The organism is Pseudoxanthomonas sp. CF385 (assembly GCF_900104255.1).
Lineage (GTDB): Bacteria > Pseudomonadota > Gammaproteobacteria > Xanthomonadales > Xanthomonadaceae > Pseudoxanthomonas_A.
On the sequence record NZ_FNKZ01000002.1, the window covers coordinates 490696 to 507971 of the forward strand.

Sequence of the window (17276 nt, forward strand, 5' to 3'; positions counted from 1 at the left end):
GGCCCCGCATCCCGTCAGGTATTGCGGCGTTCAATCGCGACGCGCGGTCACAGCTTGTAGCGGAAGCCGAGCAGGTACTGCCGGCCGTACTCGGTGTACTCCTCGGGGAAGAACAGGTCCGGATGCGTACCGGAGCTGACTTCCGTGCGGAAGGGTTCGTTGTTGACGTTGTTGACCTGGAACAGGATGGACAAGTCCGACAGGAAGCTGGATTCCGGGAAGTCGTAGCCCAGCTGGAGGTCGATGGTGCGCTCGTTCAACGTGTAGCGATACGTGCGCTGGTTGAAGATCGAGCCGTACTCGCCGCGGTAGGGATCGCGGAAGCGCTGGCTGACGCGCGCGGAGAAACCATGCTTCTCGTAGTACACCGTCGCGTTGGCGACGATCTTGGACAGGCCCGGGAACGTGTCGGTACCCGAACCGATGCCGGGACCGTCGGGATCGATGGACGACTCGGTGTACGACGCGTTGAGCAGCAGGCCGAAACCGTCGAGCGCATCGTGGACCAGCTCGCCGCCCAGTGCGGTGGAGAACTCGTAGCCGCGCATGTAGCCGCCGGTGCCGTTGGCCGGCGTCGAGAACACGCCGATGTTGGACGCGGGCGGCTCGAGCCCCTCGTAGTCGTAACCGGAGAAGTCCCAGGGGATCTCGCGCGTGTAGATGTAGGAGTCCATGTCCTTGTAGAACGCCGCTACCGCGACATAGCTCGCTTCGCCGAAATATTTCTCGATCGAAAGATCGTAGGCATTGGCCCGGTACGGCTCCAGCGCCGGGTTGCCGCCGCTGCCACGCCATTCGGACGGGCCGCCCTGCGAGGTCTGCACGTAGACACTGGCGCGCGCGCCCATGTCGTTGATCCGCGCGCGCATCATCTCGCGGGCCGCGCCGAAGCGCAGGTTCCACCCGTTGCCGAAGTCCGCCACCAGGTTGAGGCTGGGCAGGATGTCGCCGTACGACGCGCCCGCGGTGCCGGCCACGAGCTCCTGGCCGTTCTCGTTCTGCTGGATGACGACGCCCTCGGACGTCTGGTCGGTGCGGATGTACTGCACGCCGGCATTGCCGCGCAGGCGGACCGTGTCGGTCAGGTCCATGTCGAGGTTGGCCTTGAAGTAGAACGTCTTCACGTCCTCATCGGTGATCGCGTCCTTCTGCAGGTCGTCGTTGGACTCGCTGATGTACACGTCGTAGTAGCGGGACAGCAGCGCGCGGGGATCGTAGGTGATGACGCGGCCCATGCCGGCGAATCCGAGATCCGTGGGCGTGGACAGCAGCGACGGATCGATCAGCGTCGGCGTGCGTCCGGGCAGGTCGGCGAAGTAGACCTCCGCGCTCTTCTCCTTGGTGCGCTTGCTGACGTGGACGCCGGCATCCCAGCTGCGCAGGAAGTCGGAGGACTCGATGACGTGGTTCACCGCCAGGCGGAACGCCTTCATCTCGTCCTTCTGGTGGCTGTCCTCCAGGCGACCGTCATGGCCCCAGCTCTGCGGATCGCGCAGGTACACGGCGGAAGGGTCCGCCATGTCCGGCAGCGCGTAGTAGCCGTAACCGGGGGACAGGCGCGCGCGGAAGTCGGCGGAGATGCCGCCCAACCGGCCCGCATAGGTTTCGAGCTTCGAATCCTCGACCTTGGCGCGCGAGTAGCTGAGGTCGCTGGTCAGCGTCCAGGTCTCGTTGAGCTTGAACTCGTTGTTCCAGCCGGCCGAGAACAGGCGCGACTCACGGGTGTTGTTGTCGTTGCGGATCGCCGGCTGGATGCCGTTCAACGTGCCGCCGGTGACCACCGGGGTGCCGTGGTAATCCGTCGTGCTCACGTTGCTGTAGCTGACCGCCCCGCCGTTGAACCAGGGGTCGTTGCTCCACATCGCGCCGCGCATCCACTCTTCCTGGTCGAAGCGCGACGCGTACACGTCCAGCACGCTGTGCCAGCGGTCGTTCGGCTTGAACTCCAGGACCGCCATGACGCCGTCGCGCGTGGTGTCGCGCGACTTCACCCAGGCCTCGGCCCCCTGCAGCGCGATCGCGTCCGCCGGCTTGCCCGGCTGCGGCGCGCCCCACATGTCGGTGTTGGCCCACCACCACGACTTGTAGTGCTTCTCCTGGAAGGGCGCATCCATCCGCGCCACGCCGATCGCGAAGCCCACCGTGTCGTTGGCGAACTGGTCGACGTACGAAGCCGACACGCGGTAGCCCTTGTTGTTGCCGCCTTCGGTCAGCTCGTCGAACGAGTTCACCTGGCCCTGGCCGGTGAACACGATGCGCTGCTCGCCGAACGACAGCGGGCGGATCGACTGCAGGTCGACCGTGCCCGAGATGCCCTGCCCGATCAGCGAGGCGTCCGGCGTCTTGTACACGGTGACGCCATTGATCAGCTCAGCCGGGTACTGGTCGAGTTCGACGCCGCGGTTGTCGCCCGTGGTGACCTGCTCGCGGCCGTTGAGCAGCGTGCCGGCGAACTGCTCGGACATGCCGCGGATGTGGATCACCTGGCCGCGACCGTCGAGGCGCTGCATGGTCAGGCCCGGCAGGCGCGAAATGGAGTCCGCGATGCTGATGTCGGGGAGCTTGCCGATGTCTTCGGCGGAGATCGCTTCGACGATCGAAGTCGATTCGCTCTTGGTTTCGACGGCGCTCGCGATGGCGGCGCGGATGCCGGTGACCTTCACCGTGTCCAGCGTTTCGACGGTCTGGTCGGAGGACGATGCCTGAGCGGCCTGTTGCGCCTGCGCGGCCATCGGCAGTGCGAGGGCCAGGCAGCAGGCCAGGGCCAGCTGCTGCTTGCGCAGTGCGCGGCGCGGCGCGCGCGGGGCCACGCCCGCGGTGTGGTTCGAGTGCTGCATAGGGTCCCTCTCCGACCGTTGTTGACAGCGCTGTCATATACAAGCTCAAATGCAGTGTCAACAAATTCCTAACAAGTCTCGAAGTGCCGCGCGCACAGGATTGAATTTGCTCGACACGCGCCAATTCACATTCAAAGTTTCGCTGCAATGCAGCACCCGCCAGCGCGGATTCCGTGAGGAATTCGCCGCATCGCATCCGCACCACGGGAGGCCTTTACCATGACGCGACCTTTTTCTCGGCAACGCACGTTGCTGGCCACCGTCATCGCCGCGCTCGCGGCGACGGTTGGCGTGCCCGCCCATGCGCAGGACGTATCCGTCTGGATCACCACCGCCGACCACGCCACCGCACTGAAGCCGTCGACCACCGCGCGTTTCGGCAACGAGAAGGCGGCGAAGCTGTCGATCGCGGTCGACGATGCGCAGCGCTTCCAGGAGATGGTCGGTTTCGGCGCATCGCTGACCGATTCGTCGGCGTGGCTGATCCAGAACAAGCTGGACGCCGATCAGCGCGATGCCTTGCTGAAGGAGCTGTTCGGTCGTGAAGGCGATGGGCTGGGCCTTAGCTTTTCGCGCCTGACCATCGGCGCATCCGACTTCTCCCGCCATCACTACAGCCTCGACGACCCGCCGGACGGCAAGCCGGACCCCGAACTGAAGCACTTCAGCATCGACGAGAACCGCGGCGACGTGATCCCGGTGGCGCGCGCGATGCTGGCCGTCAATCCACAGTTGAAGATCATGGCGTCTCCGTGGAGCGCCCCCGGCTGGATGAAGGACAGCAACAGCCTGATCCAGGGTCGGTTGCTGCCGCAGTACTACGATGCGTTCTCGCGGTATTTGCTGAAGTACGTGGACGCCTACGCGGCCGAAGGCGTGCCGATCTTCGCCCTGACCGTGCAGAACGAGCCCGACTACGAGCCGAAGGACTATCCGGGCATGCGCCTCAATGCGCCGGCGCGCGCGCGCCTGATCGGCGACCACCTGGGCCCGATGATCGCCCGGCGCGGCAACGGCCCGCTGCTGTTCGACTGGGACCACAACTGGGACAAGCCGGAAGAACCCCTCGGCGTACTGTCCGATCCCGCTGCGGGCAAATACGTCGACGCGGTGGCCTGGCATTGCTACGGCGGCGATGTGGCGGCGCAGTCGCCGGTGCACGACGCCTTTCCCGAGAAGGACGCCTACATGACCGAGTGCTCGGGTGGCGACTGGGAACCGGTGCGCAGCGGCGGGCTCCCGTTGCAGGCGAAGAACATCATCATCCGCAGCGCGCGCAACTGGGCGCGTGGCGCACTGTTCTGGAACCTGGCGCTGGACGAGAAGAACGGCCCGTATGCCGGCGGCTGCCACACCTGCCGCGGGGTCGTCACGATCGATTCGCGCACGGGTGCGATCACCCGCACCGACGAGTACTACGCGCTCGCCCACGCCAGCCGGTTCGTACGACCCGGCGCGCACCGGATCGCCTCCACCGAATCCGGTGGCGACCTGGACAACGTCGCCTTCCGCAACGCCGATGACGGCTCGCTGGTGCTGCTGGTGACCAATGCGGCCAAGCAGGCCCGGCGCTTCTCGGTCGGACAGGGGGATCGCCGCTTCACGTACACGCTGCCGCCGCGCAGCCTGGCGACCTTCGTCTGGAAGCCTGACGCAGTGCAGCACGACTGAGCCGTGCCGCGGGTGCGCCCGGACTGTCATCCGGGCCGCCATACGCCGTAGTATCCTGCCGCTTTCCCTGATGGAGCCGCGGCATGATGCGTCGTATTTCCCTGCTGGGCCTGGTACTGGCCTCGGTTGTGTTGGCCGGGTGCGGCAGCGGCAAGATCCGGCGCGTGTCCGACCCCGCCGTCAGCGTGCAGCAGCTCACGGTGAAGGCGGACGGCCAATGGGTCGTCGAATTGCGCCTGCAGAACTACAGCAGCATCCCGATGCGCTTCGACACCGTGAAGGTCGAGGTGCAGGTCGGCGACCAGGCGGCCGGCACGCTGCAGGCCACCCCGGCGCTGTCGGTCGGCCCCGAGTCGGCGGACGTGGTGAGCGTGCCCTTCAATCCTCCCAGCGCCGCGCGCATCGTCGTCGCCGATGCGCTCGCGGGTCGGCGTGCCCTGCCCTACACGCTGAAGGGCACGGCCGACGCGACGCCCGAAGAGGCGAAAGTCCGCACCTTCGACGTCGATACCCGCAACACCCTCAATCCCGTACCCGGCCTGGACGGCGTGCTGCGCTGAGCCGCACGACCATTCCCTTCCCGCATCCCGAGATCCTGCATGAGCGCGTCCTACAAAGCCCCCCTCACCGATATCCGCTTCGCCCTGTACGACGTGCTGGGCGTCGAGCCGCTCTTCCAGCGCCTCGGTTACCCCGAGGCCACGCGCGACATCCTCGATGCGGTGCTCGATGAAGCCGCGCGCTTCTCCGAGACCGTGCTCGCCCCGCTCAACAGCGTCGGCGACGAGATCGGCAGCACGCTCGACAAGGCGACCGGCGCGGTGACCACGCCGCCGGGCTTCAAGGCCGCTTACGCGCAGTTCGTCGAAGGCGGCTGGACCGGCCTGACCGCCTCGCCGGACTTCGGCGGCCAGGGCCTGCCGCACACCATGGGCGTGCCGCTCAACGAACTGGTCAACGCCAGCAACCTCGCCTGGGGCAACTTCCCGCTGCTGTCGCACGGCGCGGTGGAAGCGCTGAAGCACCACGGCGAGGCCTGGCAGCAGGAGGTGTTCCTGAAGCCGCTGGTCGAAGGCCGCTGGACCGGCACGATGTGCCTGACCGAACCGCACTGCGGCACCGATCTGGGCCTGCTGAAGACCAAGGCCGAGCCGAACGCCGATGGAAGCTATGCGATCACCGGCACCAAGATCTTCATCACCGCCGGCGAGCACGACCTGACCGACAACATCGTGCACCTGGTGCTGGCGAAACTGCCGGATGCTCCCCCGGGCCCGAAAGGCATCTCGCTGTTCGTCACGCCGAAGTTCAAGGTCGCGAAGGACGGCACCCTCGGGGAGCGCAATGCGCTGTCCTGCGGCTCGATCGAACACAAGATGGGCATCAAGGCGTCGGTGACGTGCGTGATGAACTTCGATGGCGCGCAGGGTTATCTGGTGGGCCAGCCGCACAAGGGCCTGCAGGCGATGTTCACCATGATGAACACCGCGCGCTTGGGCGTGGGCCTGCAGGGCATCGGCCTGAGCGAGCGTGCGTACCAGAACGCACTGCGTTATGCGCGCGAGCGCCTGCAGACGCGCTCGCTGAGCGGCCCGAAATTCCCCGACAAGCCGGCGGACCCGATCATCGTCCACCCGGACGTGCGGCGCATGCTGCTGACGATCAAGTCGCTGATCGAGGGCAGCCGCCTGCTCGCCCTGCACGCGGGCAGCCTGATCGACGTGGCGAACCATGCGGAAGACCCGGCCGAGCGCGCGCGCGCGGACACGCTGGTGAGCTTCCTCACCCCGATCTCGAAGGCGTGCCAGACCGAATGGGGCATCGAGAACACGTACCACGCGCTGCAGTGCTTCGGCGGCCACGGCTACATCCACGAACACGGGATGGAGCAGCTGGCGCGCGACGCGCGCATCACGACCCTCTACGAAGGCACCACCGGCATCCAGGCGCTCGACCTGATGGGTCGCAAGACCGCCGCGACGCAGGCGGCCGGCCTGAAGCTGTTCCTCGCCGACGTCCACGCGTTCGCCCAGCAGCACAAGGATGACGCCACGCTGCGCGAGTTCATCGATCCGCTGCAGCAGAAGGCGGCCGAGTGGGCCGGATTGACGAAGAAAGTGCTGGAGCGCGCGGCGGCGAATCCGGAGGAAATCGGCGCGGCCAGCACCGACTACCTGTTCTACGCCGGCTACGTGGTGCTCGCGTACTGGTGGGGGCGCAGCGTGGCCGCGGCCGATGCCTCGGCGCACGGCGAGGCGTTCAAGCAGGCCAAGCGCGAGACGGCGCGGTTCTATTTCGCGCGCATCCTGCCGCGCACGCTGGCGCATGCGGCCGCCATCGAATCCGGCGCGGACACGCTAATGGCGATGGACGACGCGCGTTTCGGCGACTGATGTGGCCATACCGGCGGAGCGCACACCGCGCGCTCCGCCGACGAAAAGCGGCGCGCTATACACATTTCGTCAACATTTGGGTATAACCTGCTTCTCCATGGAAGCAGACAGAGCTCAGCTTCACCTGGTCCAGGCCGGTTTCCCGCAAACACCGGCCCCGCCCCCGTCGTCTCCGCGTCCCCACCCCGCCGCCCTCCGCCTGCTGTCGCTCGACGCGCATGGCCGCGTGCTCGACTGGATCAACTGGCAGGATGCCACCTGCCTGTATGCGCGTGGTGCGGTGGCCTGGACGCTCGGCGAACCCTGCCTGCACGTGCATGGCGGCGTGAGCCGGTTGACGGGCGAGCAAAGCCTGATCGAGCTGCATCCCATCGTGGCCTCCCGCGGCCACGCGCGGGCGCACGCGCTCTCGCCCACCCCCACGCTGACCAATACGGCGCTGTTCGCGCGTGACGCGCATCTGTGCCTGTATTGCGGCCACGAGTTCTCGCGCCCCCACCTCACCCGCGACCACGTGCTGCCCTTGTCCAAGGGCGGCAGGGACGTGTGGGAGAACGTGGTGACGGCCTGCTTCCACTGCAACTCGCGCAAGAGCAACCGCACGCCGCAACAGGCCCACATGCCCCTGCTGGCCGTGCCCTACCGGCCGAGCTGGATCGAGCACCTGATCCTGTCCAACCGGAACATCCTGGCCGACCAGATGGCGTTCCTGAAGGCCCAGTTGCCGAAGAAGTCCAAGCTTTCCGCGTGATTCCGGCCTTGAGGGCCGTCGAGCGCGGCCGAGGGTCCTGCGCGGTTTCCTGAACCTGCGCGCCCGGCTCCCTGCCGGCTTCACGCCTTTGCTTGCCCCGCTTCACACAAGAGGGGGAAAATAGCGGGCCAGACCAATCCAAGCCCGATGATCGACGCCGCCCGCTACCCCCGCCTGTCCCGGATCCAGATACCGGCCGACCTGCGCCAGTTCGACGAATCCGAACTGCCCGCCATCGCCGAGGAACTGCGCGGCTATCTGATCGAATCGGTCGGCCGCAGCGGCGGCCACTTCGGCGCCGGCCTCGGCGTCATCGAGCTCACCGTGGCGCTGCACTACCTGTTCGAGACCCCGCACGACCGGCTCGTGTGGGACGTCGGCCACCAGTGCTATCCGCACAAGATCCTCACCGGCCGCCGCGAGACCATTCACACGGTCAAGCAGAAGGACGGCGTCGCGCCGTTCCCGAAGCGAGAGGAAAGCGAGTACGACACGTTCGGCGTTGGGCACTCGTCCACCTCGATCTCCGCCGCGCTGGGCATGGCCATCGCGTTGGCCCAGCAGGGCGACGACCGCAAGGTGGTCGCGGTGATCGGCGATGGCGCGATGACGGCCGGCATGGCCTTCGAGGCGCTCAACCATGCCGGCGGCATGGAGCCCGAGCCGAACCTGCTGGTGATCCTCAACGACAACCAGATGTCGATCTCCGAGAACGTCGGCGGTCTGACCAAGATGCTGGGCCGGCTGAGCAGCAGCCGCACGCTCAACGCGTTGCGCGAGGGCGGCAAGAAACTGCTGGGCGACAAGAAGAAACCACCGGCCCGCTTCATGCGCCGCTGGGAAGAGCACTGGAAGGGCATGTTCGTGCCGTCCACGCTGTTCGAACAGATGGGCTTCCACTACACCGGGCCGATCGACGGGCACGATGTCGAGGCGCTGGTCGGCGCACTGAAGACGTTGAAGACACTGAAGGGCCCGCAGCTGCTCCATATCCTGACCACAAAGGGCAAGGGCTACGAACTCGCCGAAGGCGACCAGATCGGCTATCACGCGGTCGGTCCGTTCGATCCCGAGAAGGGTCTGGTCAGCAAGGGCGGCGCGAAGAAGCCCACCTACACCGACATCTTCAGCGACTGGCTGTGCGACATGGCCGCCGCCGAACCGAAGCTGCTGGGCATCACCCCGGCGATGCGCGAGGGCTCGGGCCTCGTGCGCTTCAGCAAGGAATATGCGGACCGCTACTTCGATGTCGCCATCGCCGAACAGCATGCGGTGACGCTGGCTGCGGGCATGGCCTGCGAGGGCAGCAAGCCAGTGGTGGCCATCTACTCGACCTTCCTGCAGCGCGGTTACGACCAGCTGGTGCACGACGTCGCGATCCAGCAACTGGACGTGCTGTTCGCCATCGATCGCGGCGGCGTGGTCGGCCCCGACGGCGCCACGCATGCCGGCAACCTGGACCTGAGCTACCTGCGCTGCGTGCCGCACATGGTGGTGATGGCGCCGGCCGACGAGAACGAATGCCGGCAGATGCTGAGCACGGGCTATCACTTCAACGGTCCGGCCGCCGTGCGCTACCCGCGCGGCACCGGCCCCGGCGTGCCGCTCGAACAGAACCTCGACACGCTGCCGATCGGCAAGGCCGACGTGCGTGCGCAGGGCAGCCGCGTCGCACTCCTGGCCTTCGGTTCGACCGTCGCCGCTGCCGAGCAGGTCGGCCGCGAGCTGGGCCTGACCGTGGTGAACATGCGCTTCGTGAAGCCGCTGGATCGAGGTCTGGTGCTGGACCTCGCGAAGACCCACCAGGGCTTCGTCACCGTCGAGGACAACGTGGTGATGGGCGGTGCGGGCTCAGGCGTCGCCGAGCTGCTCAACGCCGAAAGCCTTTCGCTGCCCGTGTTGCACCTGGGCTTGCCGGACGAGTTCCAGCACCACGCCAGCCGCGAGGACCTGCTGGCCGAAGCCGGTATCGACGCCGCCGGGATCCGCGCCAGCGTGCTCAAGCGCTGGCCGCAGCTCGCGCCGGCGCAGCCGCCGAAGACCGCCGCAGGCTGACCTGCGCGCCGGATCACTCCGGCGCTTCCACCTCGTACCCCTTGGCCTGCAGTGCCGCCAGGTAGCCGTCGGGCCTGACGAGGTCCCAGACGGATATCGTGGCGAAGGTGATGCGGTTCTTGCGCAGGGAAGCCTCCGCGATATCCAGCCACTGCGCGCGTACGCGGGCCTCGATGTCGCGCACGCCGTGCTTGCGCGCCGTGTCGGTATCGAACCATGCCGAGCTGCAGGCGGCGCGCTCGTCGGCGCGCGCGGTGTTGCGGATCGCCGCCCAGTCGCCTACCGCCCACGCACGCGCGCTGGCGGTGGATTGCGGCAGCTCGTTCTCGATCAGGTCCAGTGTCTTGCGGAAGCACTCCAGATCCTGCGGCTTCAATCCTTCCTTGCGGAAATCGGCCAGGGCGCCACGCGGATCGTCGAGCATGATCTTGAGCTGTGTGGGCGTGCGCTTCATCCCGCGCGCCTTCAGCACATCGTCGACCACAGGGTTGATCACGCTCCCGGCACCCTGCAATCCGCTCTTGGAGAGCGCCTTGCCGTAGAGCTCGTACACCGCGATCAACGGCCGCTTCTTCTCGATGCCACCGTCGCGCCCGAGGTAGCGCTGCTTGAGCACCGACCAACGCGCATAAAGATCGGCAGGCAGTACGTCTTCGAGCTTCTCCCCATCCGGGTTCTTCGCGGCTTTCAGGGCCGACGGCAGCATGGTCAGCCCGCGGAAGAAGCCGACGTCCGCATTGACGGTAATGCCGGGCGAGCCCAGCACTTCATCCGCCAGTTGCAGCGCCTGGGTGACTTCGTCGGATCGCCACGTCATGTTCTTTGGCAGCGGCGACTGCGTGCCCAGGACGTACATCAGGTGGTCGCCATGGCGCACCTTCCACAGGCCGGGGCCGGGCTGCACGCCGGCGACGACCACGGCGTCCATTTCGATCACACCTTCTTCGTCCGCTACGACCGCCGTCTCCGGCAGCGGTGCGGCTTCCTGGGCGCCGGCGTGATGCACGATCAGCAGCGACAGGCACAACATTCCGTAAAGCGGCACACGCATCCAGGCGACTCCCTGCGGAAGAAGCCGAGAGTGTGCCCGTGGATATTGCATGTGAGGTGCGTCGGTACAACGCGCCTGGGGGATTCGTTCAGGCGACCCGGCCGCCCGCATCGAGCAGGTGGCGGGCGACTTCGCTGCCGGCCTGCATCAGCTCGAACCCCTTCCAGGAAAAACCCGGCGAAACCGAGCAGTCGACCAGCGTGTAGTCGCCCAGCGAACGGGCGCTCTGCCAGATGCCCGCGGGCACGACCTGGTTGGACTGCCCGCCGCGGGCCGACGTGTCGAGCTGGACCCGGGTCAGCGTGCGTTGCTCGGGATCGAACAGCGACAGTTCCATCGCCGCGCCTTCGCTCCAGTCCCAGACCTCGGTGGCGTCGACGCGGTGCCAACGGCTGGTCACCCCCGCCGGCAGCAGGAACTTGATCGCCGTGAGCGTGGGCCGCTCGATGCCGTTCACCTCGGTGCGCTTGGCCGATTCGTAGATGCGGCGGAAATAGCCCCCTTCCGGGTGCGGCATCAGCTGCATCGTCTGGATAAGGTCGTCGGCGCGTGTCGGCATGGCGCGATCCTAACCAGCGCCTTTGCATTTGTCGCGTGAAAGAAACAAAAAAGCCCGCGAGGCGGGCTTTCGTGCGACAGATGCCGCGAATTGGTCGGGGTAGCCGGATTTGAACCGACGACCACTTGTCCCCCAGACAAGTGCGCTACCAGGCTGCGCTATACCCCGGATGGGTCCGCCGTGAGGCGGCGGTCGATTATACCGGCATTGGCGCGCCCATTCCTAGGCGCGGGCGACGCGCTCAGCGGCGCAACAGTTGCAGGATTTCTTCCAGCTCCATGCGCACCTGGCGCACGATCTGGTGGCTCAGCGCGGCTTCCTGCTTCGCACCATCGCCTTCCAGGCGCAGTCGGGCGCCGCCGATGGTGTACCCCTGTTCGTATAGCAGGCTGCGGATCTGGCGCACCATCAGCACGTCGTGGCGCTGGTAGTAGCGGCGGTTGCCACGGCGCTTGGCCGGTTCCAGGCTGGGGAACTCGGTCTCCCAGTAACGCAGCACGTGCGGCTTCACGTCGCAGAGTTCGCTGACCTCACCGATGGTGAAGTAGCGCTTCGCCGGGATCGGCGGAAGCTCGCGGTTACTGCCCGGATCCAGCATACGTTTCCACCCGCTCCTTGAGTTTCTGGCCCGGCCGGAACGTCACGACGGTCCGGGCCGAGATCGGGATTTCCTCGCCGGTCTTCGGGTTGCGGCCGGGGCGCTGGTTCTTGCGGCGCAGGTCGAAGTTGCCGAAACCCGACAGCTTCACCTGGCGGCCCTGCTCCAGGGCCTCGCGCAGGACGTCGAAGTAGGCGTCGACGAATTCCTTCGCCTCGCGCTTGTTCAGACCGACCTCGTCAAAGAGACGCTCGGCCATCTCCGCCTTCGTCAACGCCATGGATTACTGCTTCCCCGTTGCGGCCGTCGCCGGCCTTGCCACTGCCTTCCAACCGTTCATCCGCGGATCCGGGCGCCATGCGCCTCGCCGATCGCGGCCACCACCGCGGCCACTACCTGCTCCACGTCGCGGTCGGTCAGAGTGCGTGAGTTGTCCTGCAAAATCAAGCCCATAGCGAGACTCTTTTGACCCGATTCGACCCCCTGCCCGACGTACCGGTCGAACAGGAGGATGTCCCGCAGCAGCGGGCCCGCGGCGGTGCGCACGGTGGACGCGATGGCCGCCCACGGCACCGCGTCGGCGACGACGAACGCGAGGTCCCGGCGGACGGACGGATACCGGGACAGCTCGCCGGCGCGCGACAGCGCGCGGGCGCTGAGCGGCGCCAGGTCCAGTTCGAACGCCACCACCTCGGTGTCGAGGTCGAGGGCGCGCTGCAGGCGCGGATGCAGTTGGCCGATCCAGCCGATCTGCTCTCCATCGCGGTATACGTCGGCCGAACGGCCCGGGTGCCCGTGAGGCGCGCGGGAAGGCCGGTATTCCAGGACGGCGCCGGACAAGGCGGCGACGCTTTCCAGGTCGCCCTTCAGATCATGGAAATCCACCTTGCGGGCCGGCTGGCCCCACTGTTCGGCGCTGGCATCGCCGACGACCGCAGCCGCAAGGCGGACGGTCTCGCGCGGGGCGTCGCCGGCCACGGCCGCGAACACGTTGCCGATCTCAAACAGACGGACGCGACCGGCCTGGCGGGCAGCATTGCGTTGCAGGGTGGCCACGACGCCGGGCAGCAGTGCCGTCCGCATCACGGCCAGTTCGGCGCTGAGCGGGTTCGCCAGCGGCACGGCGCCCTCCGCCATCTGCCAGTGCGCCAGCCACTGCGCATCGACGAAGGCGAAGTTCACGGTTTCCAAGTAATCGCGTGCGGCCAGTTGGCGACGCACGACGCCTGCCTCCACGCGCGTCTCGCTGGGCGAGGCGATGCGGGTCGCGCCACCGGGCAGCGTAGTGGGCACGCGGTCGTAGCCGTGGATGCGGGCGAGCTCTTCGATCAGGTCTTCTTCGATCGCGATGTCGAAGCGGCGCGTCGGCGCCACCACGCTCCAGCCCTCGGCCACCGCTGCCGCCTGCAGGCCCAACGCACGCAGGATGCGTTCGATCTCGGCATCCGCGATCTCCACGCCCAGCACGCGGGCGATGCGCGCGCGACGCAGGCGGATCGCGGTCGGTGCCGGGAGGTGCTCGGCATGCTCGACCACCGTCGTCGGGCCGGGCGTACCGCCGGCGACATCAAGGATCAGGCGGGTCGCGTATTCGACGGCCAGGCGCGGCAGTTCGGGATCGACGCCGCGCTCGAAACGATGGCCGGCATCGGTGTGCAGGCCCAGCTTGCGGCTGCGGCCGATGATGGCCGACGGGATCCAGTGCGCGGCTTCGAGGAAGACGTTCGTCGTCGCGTCGGTCACACGGGTGTCGAGGCCGCCCATGATGCCGCCCAGCGCGACGGCGCGCGAGGCGCGCCCCTCGCGGCTGTCGGATACCACGAGGAAGTCCTCGTCCAGCGCGACGGTGCGGCCGTCCAGCAGCGCGGCCTGCTCGCCCGCGCGCGCCGGACGCACGACGACCGGCGCGGTCAGCGTGTCGCGATCGAACGCGTGCATCGGCTGTCCGAGTTCGAGCATCACGTACTGGGTGACGTCCACGAGGAAGCTGATCGGGCGCACGCCGCTGCGACGCAAGCGTTCGGCCATCCAGACGGGCGTCGCCGCCTGCGCGTTGACGCCCTCGATGACACGGCCGGCGAAGCGCGGCACCTTCGCGCCGGCCTCCAGCGCGATCTCCAGGGTCTTCGGGCTCTGCGCCGGCACGGGCGCGGCGTCCAGCGCCTTCACTTCGCTGCCGAGCGACGCCGCGACGTCATAGGCGATGCCGCGCACGCTGAAGCAGTCGGCGCGGTTCGGCGTCAGCTTGATCTCGATGCTGGCATCGGGCAGGCCGAGGTACTCGGCGACCGCCAGGCCCACCGGCGCATCGGCAGGCAGTTCGAGCAGGCCGGACGCATCGGCGTCGATGCCGAGCTCCTTGGCCGAGCACAGCATGCCGTTCGACTCCACGCCGCGCAGTTTGGCTGCCTTGATCGCGATGCCGCCCACGTTCGCGCCCACCATCGCCAGCGGCGCCAGCAGGCCCGGGCGTGCATTCGGCGCACCGCAGACGATCTGCAGCAGCCCGCCCTGCCCGGCATCCACCTGGCAGACCTGCAGACGATCGGCTTCGGGGTGCTTGGCGCATTCGACGATGCGGGCGACCACCACGTTCGCCAGGCCATCGCCCAACGCGGTGACGTCTTCGACTTCCAGGCCGATCGCGGTCAGCGTAGCCGCCAACTCATCGCGGGTGGCCTGGGTGGGGACGTGGCTGCGCAACCAGTTTTCAGAGAACTTCATCGTTCGTGATCCGTAGGGCGGGCCATGGCCCGCCGTCATCGTGTGTCAGGTGTCGAGGTTGCCGGAACCGCAGCGGCGCGAACGGTTACGCGAACTGGCGCAGGAACCGCACATCGTTCTCGAAGAACGCGCGCAGGTCGTTGACGCCGTAGCGCAGCATCGCGAAGCGCTCCACGCCCAGGCCGAAGGCAAAGCCGGTGTAGCGTTCCGGATCGATGCCGCAGTTGCGCAACACGTTCGGGTGCACCATGCCGCAGCCCAGCACTTCCAGCCAGCGCGTACTGCCGTCCGGCTGCTGCCAGGCGATGTCGACTTCCGCGCCTGGCTCGACGAACGGGAAGTAGCTCGGGCGGAAGCGCATCTCGAAGTCGCGCTCGAAGAAGGCGCGCACGAACTCGGCCAGCGTGCCCTTGAGATCGGCGAACGTGGAATGCTCGTCCACCAGCAGGCCTTCGACCTGGTGGAACATCGGCGAATGCGTCTGGTCGCTGTCGCTACGGTAGACCTTGCCCGCCGCGATCATGCGCAGCGGCGGCTGATGGGCATCCATGTAGCGCACCTGCACGCCCGAGGTATGCGTGCGCAGCAGGCGGCCGTCGCCGAAGTAGAACGTGTCGTGCATGGCGCGCGCCGGATGGTGCGGCGGGAAGTTCAGCGCCTCGAAGTTGTGCCAGTCGTCTTCGATCTCGGGGCCGTCTGCCAGTTCGTAACCCAGGCGGCCGAAGATGTCGGCGATGCGTTCCAGGGTGCGGCTGATCGGATGCAGGCCGCCGCGTGCGCCATGGCGACCCGGCAGCGTGACGTCGATGGTTTCATGCGCCAGGCGCGCGTCGAGCGCGGCATCTTCCAGGACCGACTTGCGGGCAGACAGCGCGTCGCCGATGGCATCGCGTGCGCGATTGATCGCCTCGCCGGCCGCCTTGCGCTGGTCGGCGGGCAGCGCACCCAACTGCTTCAGCTGCGTGGTGACGCTGCCGCTCTTGCCGAGGAGGGCGACACGCAGCTGTTCAACGGCATCCGGCGACTGCGCCGCTGCGATGTCGGACAGGGCTTGCGTGGACAGGGCCTCGATTTCGCTCATGGAAGATCCTGATTGCCGCGGCCCGCGCCGGCGCCGCAAAAAACAATGGGGAAGGACTCGCGCCCTTCCCCACGTGTTCCCGGCGATGGACTGCCGGGGTGCTTTACGGTGGAGACGCGGCTTACGCCGCGAGTGCGCCCTTCGCCTTTTCAGCCAGGGCCGCAAAACCGGCCGCGTCGTGCACGGCGATGTCCGCCAGCACCTTGCGGTCCAGGGTGATGCCAGCCTTCAGCAGGCCGTTCATGAAGCGGCTGTAGCTCAGGCCATTGATGCGGGCCGCCGCATTGATGCGGGTGATCCACAGCGAACGGAAGTTGCGCTTCTTCTGCTTGCGGCCGATGTAGGCGTACTGCTGCGCCTTGATGACCGCCTGCTTGGCGACGCGGAACACCTTGCGGCGGGCGTTGTAGTAGCCCTTCGCCAGGTTGAGGACTTTCTTGTGACGGCGACGCGCCATCACGCCACGCTTAACTCGTGCCATGTCTCAGTCCTCAGAGGTAGGGAAGCATGCGGTTCAAACGGCCGCTGTCCTCGGCGCGAATGATATTCGTCGCACGCAGGCCGCGCTTACGCTTGGTCGCTTTCTTGGTGAGGATGTGGCTACGGTTGGCGTGGCCAGCCTTGAACTTGCCGGATGCGGTCTTGCGAAAACGCTTCGCCGCCGCCCGGTGGGTCTTGATCTTGGGCATTGCTATGTCCTTGACGGGTTTATGTCACTGATCCGGGCGGCGTCCTTTCAATGCTTTGCGGCTTTGCCGCGAAGATTGAAAGGCCACTCTTTCCATCCATGCCCATATCGGCTTGTAAGTCGTTGATTCCGAAGAGGAACCCCCAACGGGTCCATCGGCTGCGAGCAGCCTCCCGGCGTACCGGGCCGCGTATTATGCCCGTTGCCGTTTTTTCTTGCAAATCCGGCCACTTAGCCCGCTGATGGCGGTTGCCGGAAACAGCAAGGGCGCCTCTCGGCGCCCTCCCGCGGATCCTGCGCCAAAGGCGGCCGGGATCACTTCTTCTTCGGCGCGATCATCATGACCATCTGGCGGCCTTCCAGGCGCGGACGCGACTCGATGACGATCTCGTCGCCCAGCTCGGCCTCGATGCGCGCAGCCATCTCGCGACCCAGCTCCTGGTGGCTCATTTCGCGGCCACGGAAGCGGATGTTGACCTTGACCTTGTCGCCCTCTTCCAGGAAGCGGCGGATGTTGCGCATCTTGATCTGGTAGTCGCCCTCGTCGGTGACGGGGCGGAACTTCAGTTCCTTGATCTCGACCTGCTTCTGCTTCTTCTTGGCCTCGTTGGCCTTCTTCTGCGCTTCGAACTTGAACTTGCCGAAGTCCATGATCTTGCAGACGGGCGGTTCGGCGTTGGGCTGGATCTCGACCAGATCCAAGCCTTCGTCCTCCGCCTTGGCCAGGGCTTCGTCGCGCGTGAGCACGCCGATCATCTCGCCATCGGAACCGATCACGCGCACCCGCGGCACGCGGATCTCGTGGTTTTTGCGGTTTTGCTTGTTGTCAGGGATGCTGATGTTGCAGTCTCCAGGGATGAGTGCGCCG

Annotated in this window: 15 protein-coding genes and 1 tRNA gene; 5 read left to right on the top strand and 11 right to left on the bottom strand. The window is 67.0% G+C overall.

Going from position 1 to position 17276, the window contains the following annotated elements; genetic code table 11:
• Positions 1 to 47: 47 nt before the first annotated feature.
• Positions 48 to 2837, bottom strand: a complete 2790-nt coding sequence (locus tag BLT45_RS12480) for a TonB-dependent receptor (RefSeq protein ID WP_093300424.1) — start codon at positions 2835 to 2837, stop codon at positions 48 to 50.
• 219 nt (positions 2838 to 3056) lie between these two features.
• Between BLT45_RS12480 and BLT45_RS12485 the strand changes: the two genes are divergently transcribed.
• The 5 genes from BLT45_RS12485 to dxs all read left to right on the top strand — a co-directional run bounded on the left by BLT45_RS12485 (position 3057) and on the right by dxs (position 9707).
• On the top strand, positions 3057 to 4508 hold the full coding sequence (locus BLT45_RS12485; protein ID WP_093300427.1) for a glycoside hydrolase family 30 protein: 1452 nt from the start codon (positions 3057 to 3059) through the stop codon (positions 4506 to 4508).
• A gap of 86 nt (positions 4509 to 4594) precedes the next feature.
• The gene (locus BLT45_RS12490; RefSeq protein WP_175455878.1) at positions 4595 to 5068 is read left to right on the top strand and encodes an LEA/WHy family protein; all 474 of its coding nucleotides are present in this window, start codon (positions 4595 to 4597) and stop codon (positions 5066 to 5068) included.
• A gap of 39 nt (positions 5069 to 5107) precedes the next feature.
• On the top strand, positions 5108 to 6901 hold the full coding sequence (locus BLT45_RS12495) for an acyl-CoA dehydrogenase C-terminal domain-containing protein (protein ID WP_093300433.1): 1794 nt from the start codon (positions 5108 to 5110) through the stop codon (positions 6899 to 6901).
• A gap of 97 nt (positions 6902 to 6998) precedes the next feature.
• Positions 6999 to 7652 (top strand): HNH endonuclease, encoded by a 654-nt coding sequence (locus tag BLT45_RS12500; protein WP_093300436.1) that lies wholly within the window; start codon positions 6999 to 7001, stop codon positions 7650 to 7652.
• A 147-nt stretch (positions 7653 to 7799) separates the two neighbouring features.
• A complete protein-coding gene (gene dxs, locus BLT45_RS12505) occupies positions 7800 to 9707 on the top strand; it encodes a 1-deoxy-D-xylulose-5-phosphate synthase (RefSeq protein ID WP_093300439.1) in 1908 nt (635 codons plus the stop codon).
• Positions 9708 to 9720: 13 nt separating this feature from the next.
• Here dxs and BLT45_RS12510 read toward each other — a convergent pair whose 3' ends face one another.
• From BLT45_RS12510 to infC, 10 genes are all read right to left on the bottom strand, one after another.
• Positions 9721 to 10758 carry a TraB/GumN family protein gene (locus tag BLT45_RS12510; RefSeq protein WP_093300442.1) on the bottom strand — a complete coding sequence of 346 codons (1038 nt, stop codon included), beginning with the start codon at positions 10756 to 10758 and terminating at the stop codon, positions 9721 to 9723.
• Positions 10759 to 10846: 88 nt separating this feature from the next.
• Positions 10847 to 11317, bottom strand: a complete 471-nt coding sequence (locus BLT45_RS12515; RefSeq protein WP_093300445.1) for a cupin domain-containing protein — start codon at positions 11315 to 11317, stop codon at positions 10847 to 10849.
• 91 nt (positions 11318 to 11408) lie between these two features.
• Positions 11409 to 11485, bottom strand: a tRNA-Pro gene (locus tag BLT45_RS12520).
• Positions 11486 to 11558: 73 nt separating this feature from the next.
• Complete coding sequence (locus BLT45_RS12525) at positions 11559 to 11915, bottom strand: MerR family transcriptional regulator (protein WP_093300448.1); 357 nt, start codon at positions 11913 to 11915, stop codon at positions 11559 to 11561.
• Positions 11896 to 12195 (bottom strand): integration host factor subunit alpha, encoded by a 300-nt coding sequence (locus BLT45_RS12530; RefSeq protein WP_055936063.1) that lies wholly within the window; start codon positions 12193 to 12195, stop codon positions 11896 to 11898. Before BLT45_RS12530 ends, BLT45_RS12525 begins: the two co-directional genes overlap by 20 nt.
• A 56-nt stretch (positions 12196 to 12251) precedes the next feature.
• A complete protein-coding gene (gene pheT, locus BLT45_RS12535; protein WP_093300451.1) occupies positions 12252 to 14639 on the bottom strand; it encodes a phenylalanine--tRNA ligase subunit beta in 2388 nt (795 codons plus the stop codon).
• An 85-nt stretch (positions 14640 to 14724) separates the two neighbouring features.
• Positions 14725 to 15720: a phenylalanine--tRNA ligase subunit alpha gene (pheS, locus tag BLT45_RS12540; protein ID WP_093300454.1), complete on the bottom strand. Its 996-nt coding sequence runs from the start codon at positions 15718 to 15720 to the stop codon at positions 14725 to 14727.
• 121 nt (positions 15721 to 15841) lie between these two features.
• Complete coding sequence (gene rplT, locus BLT45_RS12545) at positions 15842 to 16201, bottom strand: 50S ribosomal protein L20 (RefSeq protein ID WP_093300456.1); 360 nt, start codon at positions 16199 to 16201, stop codon at positions 15842 to 15844.
• 10 nt (positions 16202 to 16211) lie between these two features.
• Positions 16212 to 16409 carry a 50S ribosomal protein L35 gene (rpmI, locus tag BLT45_RS12550; protein WP_014160066.1) on the bottom strand — a complete coding sequence of 66 codons (198 nt, stop codon included), beginning with the start codon at positions 16407 to 16409 and terminating at the stop codon, positions 16212 to 16214.
• Positions 16410 to 16723: 314 nt separating this feature from the next.
• Positions 16724 to 17248, bottom strand: coding sequence for a translation initiation factor IF-3 (infC, locus tag BLT45_RS12555; RefSeq protein ID WP_233210880.1), 525 nt, complete (start codon positions 17246 to 17248; stop codon positions 16724 to 16726).
• Between the last annotated feature and the right edge of the window lie 28 nt (positions 17249 to 17276).